Source organism: Aeromonas sp. FDAARGOS 1403 (assembly GCF_019047325.1).
Taxonomy (GTDB): Bacteria; Pseudomonadota; Gammaproteobacteria; order Enterobacterales; family Aeromonadaceae; genus Aeromonas; species Aeromonas dhakensis.
On the sequence record NZ_CP077249.1, the window covers coordinates 1150772 to 1163956 of the forward strand.

Here is a 13185-nt window from a genome sequence, read left to right on the forward strand (position 1 = left end):
TCGTCATAAAGATGAAAAAGGCCTCACATCGGAGGCCTTTTTCTGCATGGTCGCGATCAGAGGAAGCTGTAGATCAGCATGGCCATCACGCCGCCCGTGGTACCGATGATGGTTTCCATTACGGTCCAGGTTTGCAGGGTCTGCTTCTCGGTGAGACCGAGGTAGCGGTTGGCCAGCCAGAAGCCGGAGTCATTGACGTGAGAGAGAACTATGGCCCCGCCGCCGATGGCGATGGTGACCGCCGCCAGCTGGGCACCGCTGAGGCCGAGCGGCTCCAACATTGGCAGCACCAGGCCGCAGGCGGTCAGCATGGCGACGGTGGCGGAACCCTGAATGACCCGCACCGCAGCGGCCAGGATGAAAGCCAGCGCAACGATGGGCAGGCCGGAGTCCGCCAGCATGTTGCCGAGGGCGGCACCGACACCGGAATCCACCAGCACCTGCTTGAACACGCCACCGGCACCGGTCACCAGGATGATGACGCCGGCCGGCTGGATGGCGCTGTTGCAGACGCTCATCACCTCGTCACGGGACATGCCGCGGCGGATCCCCAGCAGGTAGAAGGCGGCCAGGCAGGCGACCATGATGGCGGTGAAGGGGTGGCCGATGAACTCCAGCCAGCCGTGCAGGGGCGTGCCGGCCTCGACGAAGCGCCCGACGATGGTCTTGAGACCGATCAGAAGCAGCGGCAGGCCGATGAGGCCCATGGCCAGCCCGAAGGAGGGCAGGTTCTGGCCGTCGTCGTGGGCACTGCTCTGGGCGTCGGCCGGCAGCGGCACGTCCACTACCTTGCTGATCAGCTCGCCAAACAGCGGGCCGGCCAGGATCAGGGCAGGAACGGCAGCGATCAGGCCGAACAGGATCATGTAGCCGAAGTCGGCCCCCAGCTGGGAGGCCACCAGGATGGGGCCCGGCGCCGGGATCAGGAAGGCCTGGCAGGTGGCGATACCCGCCAGCAGGGCGATACCGATCTTCACCACGCTGCCGCCACCGCGGCGGACGATGGCGAAGGCGACGCCGATCAGCAGCACCACGGCCACGTCGAAGAACAGCGGCAGTGCGCAGACGAAGCCGGTCAGCGCCATGGCCCAGTTGGCGCGCTTGACGCCGAACTTGCCGAGCAGGGTGTGGGCCACCCGGTCGAGGGCGCCGGTGACTTCCATCACCTTGCCGAACATGGCACCCAGTGCCACCACCACGGCGACGAAACCGAGGGTGCCGCCCATCCCTTTCTGGATGGTGGCGGCGATGTCGGCCGGGTTCATGCCGGCGGCGAGCCCCGCCACCATGGAGACCAGGATGAGGGAGACGACCGCGTGCAGGCGGGCCTTCATCACCAGAAAGAGCAGCAGCACGATGGAGCCGGCGGCCGTCATGATCAGGGAGAGGTCAGACATTGTTGTGCATTCCTTGTTCCAAGTTCAGTATCGACACCCTACCGATCCGTCGGCAGACCATATCTTTATGATTTATTTAGATTTATGGCCAGGGCTCAAACTCGCTTGCCCAGGTGACTATGAGTGCGCTCAGTCTGTGGCAGACTTCACAATTCTTGTTGTTACCGGTAACATGTTACCGGTAACGTGCTAAGTTAGAACCCATCGGCAGCACGTTTTTTGAAAAATGAGATAGAGGTCAAACAATGGCGGGTAAGAGCATTATCGTGATGGGTGTGTGTGGTAGCGGCAAGTCCAGCGTGGGCCTCAAGGTGGCCAGCGTGCTGGGCGCCAAGTTCATCGACGGTGATGATCTGCACCCCAGGGCCAACATCCAGAAGATGGCCGGTGGCAACCCGCTCAACGACGAGGATCGCGCCCCCTGGCTGGAGCGGATCCGCGACGCGGCCTACAGCCTGGAACAGAAGAACGAGGTGGGTGTCATCGTCTGCTCCGCCCTCAAGAAGCAGTACCGCGACCAGATCCGTGAGGGCAACGAGTCGGTCAGCTTCCTCTTCCTCGACGGCAGCCAGCCGCTGATCCTCGAGCGGATGCGGGCCCGCAAGGGCCACTTCATGCGCGAAAGCATGGTACAAAGTCAGTTCGATACCCTGGAGCGCCCGGATGGCGAAGCCGGTGTATTCCACATCGATATCGACGGCACCTTCGAACAGGTGGTTGATCGCGCCGTCACCGCATTGGAGCAAGCCCAATGATCCATCAGGTTATTTCCAGCGTCACCGCCCGCATTCGCGAGCGCAGTGCCGCCCGTCGCCAGGCCTTCCTGGCCCGCATCCAGCGCCAGGCCGATCAGGGCAAGACCCGCGCCGCGCTGGCCTGTGGCAACCTGGCCCACGCCGTGGCCGCCTCCAGCTGTGACGAGAAGGGTCGCATCCTCGACATGACTCGCGCCAACGTCGGCATCGTCACCGCCTACAACGACATGCTGAGCGCCCATCAGCCCTATCAAGGCTACCCGGACATCATCAAGGCTGCGCTGGCCGAGCTCGGCCACAGCGCTCAGGTGGCCGGCGGCGTGCCCGCCATGTGCGACGGCGTGACCCAGGGCCAGCCGGGGATGGACATGTCCCTGTTTTCGCGCGATCTCATCGCCCAGGCGACCGCGCTGTCGCTCTCCCACAACACCTTCGATGCCACCCTGCTGCTCGGCATCTGCGACAAGATAGCGCCGGGCCAGATCATGGGGGCACTCTCCCACGCTCACCTGCCCACCGCCTTCGTGCCGGCCGGCCCGATGGCGAGCGGCATCAGCAACGACGAGAAGGTGAAGGTGCGCCAGCAGTACGCCGCCGGCGAAGTGGGTCGCGATGCCCTGCTCAAGATGGAGTGCGGCGCCTACCACGCGGCGGGCACCTGCACCTTCTACGGCACCGCCAACACCAACCAGCTGGTGTTCGAGGCCATGGGCCTGATGCTGCCGGGCTCCGCCTTCGTGCATCCGCACAGCGAGCTGCGCCGCGCCCTCACCGAAGAGGCCGCCCGCCGCATCAGCGCCATGATCCCGGGTTCCCCGGCCTATCGCCCCCTGAGTGCGGTGATCGACGAGCGCTCGCTGGTCAACGGGCTGGTGGCCCTGCTCGCCTCAGGCGGCAGCACCAACCACAGCATCCATATGGTGGCGCTGGCCCGCGCCGCCGGTCTGGTGCTGACCTGGGACGACATCAGCGATCTCTCCGACGTGGTGCCGCTGTTGGTACGCATGTACCCGAACGGCCCGGCCGACGTCAACGCCTTCGAGCAGGCGGGTGGCGTGCCCGGCCTGATGCGCCGGCTGGCGCAAGAGGGGCTGATCCACCTGAATGCCACCCCGGTGTTTGGCGAGATGCAGGATTACCTCAGCCGCCCGGTACTGGCGGATGGCAAGCTGGTATGGCGACCGGTCGGCGAGAGCCGGGATCCGAGCGTGCTGTCCCCCTCGGGGGCCGTATTCCAGGCTACCGGCGGCACCAAGCTGCTCTCCGGCAATCTGGGGCGCGCCGTGGTCAAGGTCTCCGCCGTGGCCCCCGAATATCGGGTGATTGAAGCCCCGGCCCGGGTCTTCTCCTCCCAGCATGCGGTGGAAGCAGCCTACAAGGCGGGGGATCTCAATCGGGACGCCGTCATCGTGGTGCGTCACAATGGCCCGGCCGCCAACGGCATGCCGGAGCTGCACAAGCTGATGCCGGTGCTCGGCAACCTGCAAAAAGCCGGTTACAAGGTGGCGCTGGTCACCGACGGCCGTCTCTCCGGCGCCTCCGGCAAGATCCCGGCCGCCATCCACGTCACCCCGGAAGCGCTGCACGGCGGGGCCATCGGCCTGCTTGCCGATGGCGACCTGCTGCGGGTGGACGCGGTAACCGGCAGCCTCGACTGCCTGACCGATTTGAGCGGCCGTACCCAGGCCGAGATCGACCTCACCCTGGAACAAGAGGGGTGGGGCCGTGAACTGTTCAGCGTGATGCGTCGCGCGGTATCGAGCGCCGAGTGTGGCGCCACCATCTTTGACTAAGGAAGAGCTATGCAGAACTGGAAAGTGACCCCGGCCGAGGTGTTTGCCGCCTCCCCGCTGGTACCCGTGATGGTCATCAATGAGCTGGATCAGGCCCTGCCGATGGCCAAGGCGCTGCTGGCCGGCGGCATCTCGGTGTTCGAAATCACCCTGCGTACCCCGGTAGCGCTGGAGGCCATCGCCCTCATCGCCAAGGCGATGCCGGAGGCCATGGTCGGTGCCGGTACCGTGCTCAACTGCGCGCAGTTTGATGCCGCCGTGGCCGCCGGTGCCCGCTTCGTCATCTCCCCGGGGATGACCCCGGCCCTGCTGGCCCACGCGGCCAAGAGCACGGCGCCGCTGATCCCGGGCGTGGCCACCCCGTCCGAGGTGATGCAGGCGCTGGAAGCGGGCTACGACCACCTCAAATTCTTCCCGGCCGAGGCGAACGGCGGCACCAAGGCGCTGGCCGCCATCGCGGCGCCGCTGCCCCAGGTGAAGTTCTGTCCCACCGGCGGTATCGGCCCGAAGAACGTGGCCGATTACCTGGCGCTCAAATGCGTCGCCACCGTTGGCGGCTCCTGGATGCTGCCGGCCGAGGCTGTGAAGAACGGTAACTGGGAAGAGGTGACCCGCCTCTCCCGCGAAGCCGTCGCCCTGGTCGCATCCTGATTTGACGCCGGCGTGAGCCGGACCTTCCGTTTGCCAAGCAAGCAGGCCACCCTCGGGTGGCCTGCTCTGTTCTGGTTGAATGGCGGGGGTCTGGCCCTCAGCCCAGGCTGTCCCCTTCGTAGAGGGAGAAGCCCATGTCGAGCCGGGTGTCGACCAGTGGCTGGCCGTTGAGGCGGGCCAGCAGCATGGTGGCGGCCGCCCGGCCGATCTCCTTGCGCGGCGTGACGATACTGGCCAGCTTGGGGGTCATGGCGTGGCCGATGTCGAGGGCGTTGCTGCCGGCGATGGCGATCTGCTGGGGGACGGGTATCCACTTGGCCTGACACTGCAGCAGGGCGCCCACCGCCAGGTCATCGTTGGTGCAGAACAGGCCGTCCAGATCGGGATAGCGTACCAGCGCCTGCTCCAGCAGCTGGCCGCCGAGGGTGAAGCTGGAGGATTGCTCGGTCAGCAGGTGCTGGCCGCTCAGGCCGAAATCCTGCATCGCCTGGTAGTAGCCCTCCATCCGCAGCTGGGTGCGCACGTCGAGCCGGGCGCCCAGATAGACCAGCTTGCGTCGGCCCCGGCGCAGCATCTCTGTTACCATGGCCCGGGCGGCCGCCCGGTGATCCATGCCAACCACCATGTCGATGGGGCTCTGCGGCAGATCCATGGTCTCCACCACCGGGATACCGGCGGTGGCGATCATCTTGCGGGTGCGCTCGGTGTGCTGGCTGTCGGAGAGGATCAGCCCATCCACGTGATAGGAGAGCAGGGAGGCGACCTGCTCCTCTTCCCGCTCAGGGCTGTAGCCGTAGTGAGCCAGCAGGGTCTGGTAGCCGGCGGGCCGGGTCACCGACTCGATGCCGTGCACCACGGCGGAGAAGACCTGGTTGGAGAGGGAGGGGATCAGGATGCCGATCGCCTTGCTGGTGGCGTTGGAGAGAATGTCCGGCGCCCGGTTGGGGATGTAGCCGAGCTCTTCCACCGCGGCGGCGATCCGCTCGCGGGTGCCCTCGGCCACGGCTTGTGGGTCACGCAGGTAGCGGCTGACGGTCATCTTGGTGACCCCGGTCAGGTCGGCTATGTCCTGCAGGGTGGGGCGGCGTTTGCGGGTATCGTTCATCTCTGGATCCGGGACAAATGTTACTTGTAACATTACCGTTTTTTTGTAACAAAGTCAGCATATGACGCCGTCAACAAGGAGAATCTCAGGATGATCAAGGCCAAGTGCTTTGAGGGTGTGCGCTTCGAGCAGCAGGACCTGGCTGGGGAGCAGTTTCAGGGATGCCGTTTCATCGGCTGCAACTTCTCCAGGCTAGATCTCGGCGAGAGTCGTTTCGTTGACTGCAGCTTCTACGATCGGGAGAGCGAACAGAACTGTTTGCTGCAGGGCTGCAATCTGCGCGAGGCGAGTTTTCTGCGCTGCGATCTCACCATGGCCGACTTCAGTCACAGCCAGTGCCTCGGACTCGAGCTGCGCGACTGCCAGGCGATGGGGATCAACTTCTCCCGCGCCAGCTTTGCCAACCAGATCACCGTCAAGAGCTACTTCTGCGAAGCCCATCTCACCGGCAACAACTTCAGCTACGCCAACTTTGAGGGTTGTCTGCTGGAAAAATGCGAATTGAGCGGCAATCGCTGGCAGGGGGCCAACCTGTTCGGCGCCTCGCTGGCGGGCTCGGATCTCAGCGGCTCCGAGTTTGGCCAACTGGACTGGAGCCGCATCAACCTGCAGGGCTGCGATCTGCGTCAGTGCGATCTGCCCGGGCTGGATCTGCGGCGGGTCAATCTGCACGGGGTGCAGATCAACGAAGATCAGCAGCAGGCTTTGCTGGAGCAGATAGGGCTGGTCGTCTTCCCTTGAACAGCCTGAAAAAGAGGTAATTTTTCACCAAAGGTAGCGCGTCGCCGCGCGCTGCCAGAGGGACGATAGCCTGCGCAAGGCAGGCTGTCGGGGGAGGAGGCAAGTCGGCGTCAGCGCTTGGCCAGCCACTTGGTCGGGTTGATCGCCTCGCCCTGGTAGCGAATTTCGAAGTAGAGGCCGGGTCTGTCCTGGCCGCCACTGTCACCGACCAGCGCCACCGGTTCACCCTGTTCCACGTTCTGGCCCACCTGGCGCAGCAGCGACTGGTTGTGACCGTAGAGGCTCATGTAGCCGCGACCGTGATCGATCACCAGCAGCATGCCGAAGCCGTCCAGCCAGTCGGCATAGACTACCTGGCCCGGTGCCACCGCCTTGACCTGGGTCCCTTCGCTGGCGCCGATCAGGGTGCCCTTCCACTTCAGCTCGGCGGTGCGTGGCGAGCCGTAGGCGATGAGGATCGGCCCCTGTACCGGCCAGCGCAGGCTGCCATTGGTCTTGAGGCCGCTGTAGTAACCGGCGCTGCTGATGCCGGAGCCCCGCTCAGGCTTGCTGGTGGTGCTCTCCCGGCTGGCGGTCTGCTGCTGGGCCGCCTTGCTCTGCTGGGCGGCGAGCCGCTCCTGTTCGGCGCGGCGTTGTTCGGCCAGCTTGCGTTGCCGCTCCTGTTCCGCCTTCAGCTTGGCAAGGCGCTCCCGCTCGCGACGCTCCTGCTCTTCCCGCTGGCGGCGCAACTCTTCCAGCCGGGCCTTCAGCGCTTTCTCCGCCTTGACCAGCTTGGTCAGCTTCTGTTCGTCATCCTGTACCGACTGCTGCAGCTGGTTGCGCACCTTGGCACGGCTCTGCTGGCTGGCCAGCAGACTTTGATGGTGTTGCTGCTGTTCGGTGAGCAGGGATTGCAGCCGGCTTTCGGTCTCTTTGGTGGCCTGCTGGTTTTTGGCCAGCTTGGTGCGGGTGGCCCGCAGGGCTTCGATGGCCTCGATGCGTGCCTTGTTGAGGTAGTCGTAGTAGTCGAGGGAACGGCTCAGTTTGGCCGGATCCTGCTGATTGAGCAGCAGTTTGAGGTAATCGTGGTTGCCGGCGGTAAAGGCGCTCTCCGCCTGTTTGGCCAGCAACTGCTTCTGGCGGCTGGCCTGCTGTTCCAGGTCCAGCTTGTCCTGTTGCAGCCCCACCAGCTTCTGCTGGTTCTCTCTGAGCTGCTGTCTGGTCTGGTCGAGCTTGGCGGCGGCGGCCGAGATGGCCTGCTCATCGGCCTTGAGCTGGGTGTTGAGCTTGGCCAGCTCCTGTTTGCTGAGCTTGATGGTCTGCTGCTGTTCCTTGATCTGGGACTGCATGGCGCCCAGCTGCTGGTTGGCAGCCCAGGCCTTGCCCGGCCCGAACGACAGACAAAAAAACAGCGCGCCGGCCAACAGGCCGACGCGACTGGTTTTGGTTGAAATCACTTCGCATCCCCGCATGGGGAAGGATTATTTCAGAATCATCAGGGGCTTGCCAGTCATTTCCGGCGGCACCGGCAGACCCATCAGAGTCAGCATGGTGGGGGCCAGATCGGACAGTTTGCCGCCTTCCAGCACCTCGGCCTTGCGACCGAAGTAGATGAGCGGAACCGGCAGATTGGTGTGGGCGGTGTGGGCCTGACCAGTCTCTTCGTCCATCATCTTCTCGGCGTTGCCGTGGTCGGCGGTGATCAGGCACTCGCCACCCACTTCAGCCAGGGCCTCGGTGACGCGACCGATGCAGTGGTCAACGGCTTCACAGGCTTTGACGGCCGCATCGAACACGCCGGTGTGGCCGACCATGTCGCCGTTCGGGTAGTTGCAGATGATGACGTCGTATTTGCCGCTCTTGATGGCACCAACCAGCTTGTCGGTCAGCTCTTCGGAGCTCATTTCCGGCTGCAGATCATAGGTGGCCACTTTCGGGCTGGCAACGATCTCACGATCCTCGCCAGTGAAGCAGGCCTCTTCGCCGCCGTTGAAGAAGAAGGTGACGTGGGCGTACTTCTCGGTTTCGGAGATGCGCAGCTGGGTTTTGCCCTGCTTGGCCAGCCACTCACCCAGGGTGTTGACCAGGGCGGTCGGCGGGTAGGCACAGGCGGTTTTGATGTCGGCCGCGTACTCGGTCAGCATCACGAAGTTCAGCGCCGGGGTGGCGGTGCGGGCGAAGCCGGTGAAGTCGCTGTCGACGAAGGCGCGGGTGATCTCGCGGGCGCGGTCGGCACGGAAGTTCATGAAGATCAGCGCATCGCCATCCTGCATGGGGGCGGCTTCGCCGATGCGGGTGGCTTTGACGAACTCGTCGTTCTCGTCGCGAGCATAGGCGGCGGCCAGGGCTTCGCTGGCGCTGTCGGCGGTGAACTCGCCCTTGCCCTGGGTCATCAGGTCATAGGCTTGCTGTACGCGATCCCAGCGGTTGTCACGGTCCATGGCGTAGTAACGGCCGATCATGGAGGCGAAACGACCCTTGCCCAGACGGGCGAACAGGGCGTCGAACAGCTCGATGGAGGACTGGGCGGAGCGCGGCGGTACGTCGCGGCCATCCAGGAAGGCGTGGAAGTAGATCTGCTCGGCGCCACGCTTGGCGGCCATCTCGATCATGCCCATGATGTGCTCTTCGTGGCTGTGCACGCCACCCGGGGACATCAGGCCCATGATGTGCACGGCCTTGCCCTTGCTCACGGCAGTGTCAACAGCCTTGGCCAGCTCCACGTTCTCGAAGAAGGGGCCGTCCTGGATGTCTTTGGAGATGCGGGTCAGTTCCTGATAGACGATGCGACCGGCGCCAATGTTGACGTGGCCCACTTCGGAGTTCCCCATCTGACCGTCCGGCAGACCCACGTCCAGGCCGGAGCCGGAGATCAGGGTGCTGGTGTAGTCACGGGCGAGACGGTCGAGGTTGGGAGTCTTGGCGGCAGCGACGGCGTTGTGCTCTTGCTTGGTGCTGTAGCCCCAACCGTCCATGATGACCAGAACCAAAGGTTTCTTAGCTGTTGACATAAGGCTATGTCCTCTCGGATAGGAATGAATTGCGGGAAGTGAAACTAGCGTAATATTACTACATCTGCCGAAATAGTCACCTGATAGCCAAGCCCCGTCCGGTGGGGGCTGCACGCTGTTGCCGACCTGTTTCTCCTTTGTCGCCGGCTTGTCGCATTGCACGACGAATCCTCGGTCAGGCCTGCCAGATACCACTTTTTATATTGCTGTCGCATCCCGTATCCAGCCGATGGGAGCCGGCTCCCGCTTTGCCGCCAAGATGGCTGATCTTGGCTGGGTCCCCATGTATACTCGGGCACTTGTCTTGGTCCCTGGATAGTAGAAGATGCAAGAGTATTTGGATTTTGCGGCCCGCAACCCGCTGCTGACCGCAGCCTGGTTCGGCCTGGCGGGCACTCTGGTTTACACCACGGTGCGTGCCCGTTTTTCTCCGGTCAAGTCGGTGAACAACCACACCGCCACCCTGCTGATCAACCGTGAAAACGCCACCGTGGTGGACATTCGCAGTCAGGAAGAGTTTGCCAAGGGCCATCTGGCCGGTGCCCAGCACCTGCCGCTCAGCCAGATCCAGAGCAATAACCTGGGCCCGGTTGAAAAGCATAAAGATGCCCCCATCATAGTGGTGTGCGAGTCGGGGATGACCGCTGGTGGCGCGGGTCGCCAACTGAGCAAAGCCGGCTTCAAGCAGGTGTATGTGCTCAGCGGTGGCATGGCCCAGTGGCGTGCAGAAAATCTGCCGGTGACCAAAAAACGCTGATTTAAGGGCCTGCGCCCACCTATTTTCATAAAAAGGAATCAAACAAAATGGCTGAAGAGATCAACAACCAGGAAGTGCAACCGGAATTCCACATCCAGCGCGTCTACACCAAGGACGTCTCCTTCGAAGCGCCGAACACCCCGCACATCTTCCAGAAAGAGTGGCAGCCGGACGTCAAGCTGGACATGGACACCAAGACCAACATCCTGGCCGACAGCGTCTATGAAGTGGTACTGACCCTGACCGTCACCTGCAAGCTGGAAACCGAGACTGCCTTCCTGTGTGAAGTTCAGCAGGCCGGTATCTTCACCATCGGCAACCTGCCGGAGCCGCAACTGGCCCACTGCCTAGCTGCCTTCTGCCCGAACATCCTGTTCCCGTACGCCCGTGAAGCGGTGGCCAACCTGGTGAGCAAGGGTTCCTTCCCGCAGCTGAACCTGGCACCGGTCAACTTCGATGCCCTGTTTGCCCAGCACATGGCACAGGCTCAGGCCCAGCAGGCGACTGCGGAAGCCTGATAATGGCTGACCAGATCGCTATCTCGGTCTTGGGGGCGGGGTCTTACGGCTCCGCCCTTGCCATTTCTCTGGCGCGCAACGGTCATCCGACCCTGCTGTGGGGCCACGACCCTGCCCATGTCGCCGAGCTGGAACAGGACCGCTGCAACAAGGCATTCTTGCCGGATGTCCCCTTTCCCGCCGATCTGCAGCTGACCGCGGATCTGCAACAGGCGGTGCAAGCCGCCCCCGTACTGCTGCTGGTCGTGCCGAGCCATGTGTTCGGCCAGGTACTGGCCCGGGTCAAACCCTTCCTGCGCCCCGATACCCGTATCGCCTGGGCCACCAAGGGGCTGGAGCCGGACAGCGGCCGCCTGTTGCAGGACGTGGCCCGCGAAGTGCTGGGTGACGAGATGCCGCTGGCGGTCATCTCCGGCCCTACCTTCGCCAAGGAGCTGGCCGCCGGTTTGCCGACCGCCATCTCGGTGGCCTCGACCCACGACGATTTCGCCGACGATCTCTCCCTGCTGCTGCACTGTGGCCGCTCGTTCCGGGTCTATACCAATCCGGACTTCATCGGTCTGCAACTGGGCGGGGCGGTCAAGAACGTCATCGCCATCGGCGCCGGTCTCTCCGACGGGCTGGGCTTTGGTGCCAACGCCAGAACCGCGCTCATCACCCGCGGCCTGGTAGAGATGCAGCGTCTCGGCGCCGCGCTCGGGGCCGACGCCAAGACTTTCATGGGGATGGCGGGGCTCGGGGATCTGGTGCTGACCTGTACCGACAACCAGTCGCGCAACCGTCGCTTCGGGCTGGCCCTCGGGGCTGGCAAGGATGTCGACACCGCCATGACCGAGATCGGTCAGGTGGTGGAAGGCTATCGCAATACCAAGGAGGTGCATCTGCTGGCGGCCCGCTGTGGCGTCGAGATGCCCATTTGCGAGCAGATCTTCAAGGTGCTGTACGAAGGCAAGAATCCGAAAGAGGCGGCCATCGCCCTGCTGTCGCGAGACAAGAAGGACGAGTGAACCGCCCGCCGCAGAATGCAAAAGGCCCCGCCAGCTGGCGGGGCCTTTTCTTTGCAGCATGTCTTTACCACAAGAGCGGCAAATCAGTAGTAGGAGTGATCGCCGCGCTGGTGCTCGGTGGCATCCTTGACGCCGTTGAGCTCGCCCGGGAACTTCTCCAGCAGCTGCTTCTCGATCCCCTCTTTCAGGGTGTAATCGACCATGGAGCAACCGTTGCAACCACCGCCGAACTGCAGGATGGCCAGCTTGTCCTCGGTCAGTTCGACCAGGGTGACCTTGCCGCCGTGACCGGCCAGCATGGGGTTCACCTCGGACATCAACACGTACTCGATACGGTCGATCAGCGGGGCGTCGTCGGCCACTTTGCGCATCTTGGCGTTCGGGGCTTTCAGGGTGAGCTGGGAGCCCATCTGATCGGTGACGAAGTCGATGGTGGCATCCACCAGGAAGGGGGCGCTCAAGGGATCGACCATGCAGTCGAAGCCGCTGAAGGGCAGGTGTTGATCTTCCGGATCGACCGCGTCGGGTGGGCAATATGATACGCCGCACTCGGCATTCTGGGTTCCCGGATTGACCACAAACACCCGGATATTGGTGCCATCAGGCTGTTTTTCCAGCAATTTACGGAAATGGGCCTGGGCGGTGTCGGAAATGCTGATCATCACTATCCTCATAAACCTGAGTGTACGACTAGGGTATTCATGATAACTCTGTTGGCAAGGCTTGGGTAGCGTGCCGTTGGCTACTTGAGGTGCTTGAGGGTACGACAGATGGCCCACACTTCCACCTTTGTGACTCCGCTCTCATGCAGTAGGCGGGTGAGGTGGCCGGCGGTGGCGCCCGTGGTGACCACATCATCGAGCAGCGCCACGTGCTGATAATCATGGGGGCGGATCTGGAAGGCGCCGCGCAGATTGCGCCGCCGTTGGCCCGCACTCAACTTGGTCTGCTGCGGCGTTGCCCTGACCCGGCGCAGCAGCCGATTATCGCAGGGGATGCCGGTCAGCTCGCCGAGGGCGCGGGCTATCTCTTCCGCCTGGTTGAAGCCACGCCACCACTGGCGCCACCAGTGCAGGGGGACCGGAATGATGGCCTGTGGCGGCTCGTGGCAATCCAGATGATCCGCCAGCACCCTGGCGAGCAGAGGGGCCAGCAGGATCTGGCCGGAATACTTCAGCCGTGGGATCAGCATGGGGTAGGGTGGCCGGTAGTCACCGATGACCTGCAGTCGCTCCCAGGGCGGCGGCCTGCGCTGGCAGCGACCGCAGATCGGCTCGCGCGCGTCATCCAGTGCCGGCAGGGGGGCAGCACACAAGCGGCAGGTGTGGTCAGCCTGCTGCAGGGCCTGTCGGCACCAGCTGCACAGCAAGGGGTCAACATCGCAAGGTTGCTGGCAGAGCAGGCAGCTGCCCTGCCAGTCGGCATGACTGCCGAGGATCGGACTTGCTTTGGCGAGCAGCCGCTTTAACAT

Annotated in this window: 13 protein-coding genes; 7 read left to right on the plus strand and 6 right to left on the minus strand. The window is 63.7% G+C overall.

The features are described from left to right. Positions 1-56: 56 nt before the first annotated feature. Positions 57-1397: a gluconate transporter gene (gene gntU, locus I6L33_RS05520; protein WP_019840070.1), complete on the minus strand. Its 1341-nt coding sequence runs from the start codon at positions 1395-1397 to the stop codon at positions 57-59. A gap of 245 nt (positions 1398-1642) precedes the next feature. Here gntU and I6L33_RS05525 point away from each other — a divergent pair, with 245 nt between their 5' ends. Genes I6L33_RS05525 through I6L33_RS05535 form a run of 3 tightly spaced genes read left to right on the plus strand, consistent with a single transcriptional unit; the run spans position 1643 to position 4596 of the window. Then, positions 1643-2152, plus strand: coding sequence for a gluconokinase (locus I6L33_RS05525; RefSeq protein WP_005307862.1), 510 nt, complete (start codon positions 1643-1645; stop codon positions 2150-2152). Further along, complete coding sequence (gene edd, locus I6L33_RS05530) at positions 2149-3945, plus strand: phosphogluconate dehydratase (RefSeq protein ID WP_216973687.1); 1797 nt, start codon at positions 2149-2151, stop codon at positions 3943-3945. Before I6L33_RS05525 ends, edd begins: the two co-directional genes overlap by 4 nt. A gap of 9 nt (positions 3946-3954) precedes the next feature. After that, positions 3955-4596, plus strand: a complete 642-nt coding sequence (locus tag I6L33_RS05535) for a bifunctional 4-hydroxy-2-oxoglutarate aldolase/2-dehydro-3-deoxy-phosphogluconate aldolase (protein WP_139430986.1) — start codon at positions 3955-3957, stop codon at positions 4594-4596. Positions 4597-4693: 97 nt separating this feature from the next. Here the strand turns inward: I6L33_RS05535 and I6L33_RS05540 are convergent, their stop codons facing one another. After that, a complete protein-coding gene (locus tag I6L33_RS05540; protein ID WP_043171998.1) occupies positions 4694-5701 on the minus strand; it encodes a substrate-binding domain-containing protein in 1008 nt (335 codons plus the stop codon). Positions 5702-5791: 90 nt separating this feature from the next. Between I6L33_RS05540 and I6L33_RS05545 the strand changes: the two genes are divergently transcribed. Then, a complete protein-coding gene (locus tag I6L33_RS05545; RefSeq protein ID WP_017778597.1) occupies positions 5792-6442 on the plus strand; it encodes a Qnr family pentapeptide repeat protein in 651 nt (216 codons plus the stop codon). Positions 6443-6552: 110 nt separating this feature from the next. Here I6L33_RS05545 and I6L33_RS05550 read toward each other — a convergent pair whose 3' ends face one another. Together I6L33_RS05550 and gpmM are read right to left on the minus strand one after the other, a co-directional pair. Then, a complete protein-coding gene (locus I6L33_RS05550) occupies positions 6553-7893 on the minus strand; it encodes a peptidoglycan DD-metalloendopeptidase family protein (protein ID WP_139430983.1) in 1341 nt (446 codons plus the stop codon). A 9-nt stretch (positions 7894-7902) separates the two neighbouring features. Then, positions 7903-9432 (minus strand): 2,3-bisphosphoglycerate-independent phosphoglycerate mutase, encoded by a 1530-nt coding sequence (gpmM, locus tag I6L33_RS05555; RefSeq protein WP_025202381.1) that lies wholly within the window; start codon positions 9430-9432, stop codon positions 7903-7905. Positions 9433-9757: 325 nt separating this feature from the next. Between gpmM and I6L33_RS05560 the strand changes: the two genes are divergently transcribed. From I6L33_RS05560 to gpsA, 3 genes are read left to right on the plus strand one after another with little or no spacing between them, the layout of a single operon-like run. Next, positions 9758-10189 carry a rhodanese-like domain-containing protein gene (locus tag I6L33_RS05560; RefSeq protein WP_005307875.1) on the plus strand — a complete coding sequence of 144 codons (432 nt, stop codon included), beginning with the start codon at positions 9758-9760 and terminating at the stop codon, positions 10187-10189. A 47-nt stretch (positions 10190-10236) separates the two neighbouring features. Continuing rightward, positions 10237-10707 (plus strand): protein-export chaperone SecB, encoded by a 471-nt coding sequence (gene secB, locus I6L33_RS05565; RefSeq protein WP_005307878.1) that lies wholly within the window; start codon positions 10237-10239, stop codon positions 10705-10707. 2 nt (positions 10708-10709) lie between these two features. Further along, positions 10710-11714, plus strand: a complete 1005-nt coding sequence (gpsA, locus tag I6L33_RS05570; protein ID WP_005307887.1) for an NAD(P)H-dependent glycerol-3-phosphate dehydrogenase — start codon at positions 10710-10712, stop codon at positions 11712-11714. A gap of 83 nt (positions 11715-11797) precedes the next feature. Here the strand turns inward: gpsA and nfuA are convergent, their stop codons facing one another. Then, the gene (gene nfuA, locus I6L33_RS05575) at positions 11798-12376 is read right to left on the minus strand and encodes a Fe-S biogenesis protein NfuA (protein ID WP_005307891.1); all 579 of its coding nucleotides are present in this window, start codon (positions 12374-12376) and stop codon (positions 11798-11800) included. Between the two features lie 80 nt (positions 12377-12456). Next, positions 12457-13185: a ComF family protein gene (locus tag I6L33_RS05580; RefSeq protein WP_216973688.1), complete on the minus strand. Its 729-nt coding sequence runs from the start codon at positions 13183-13185 to the stop codon at positions 12457-12459.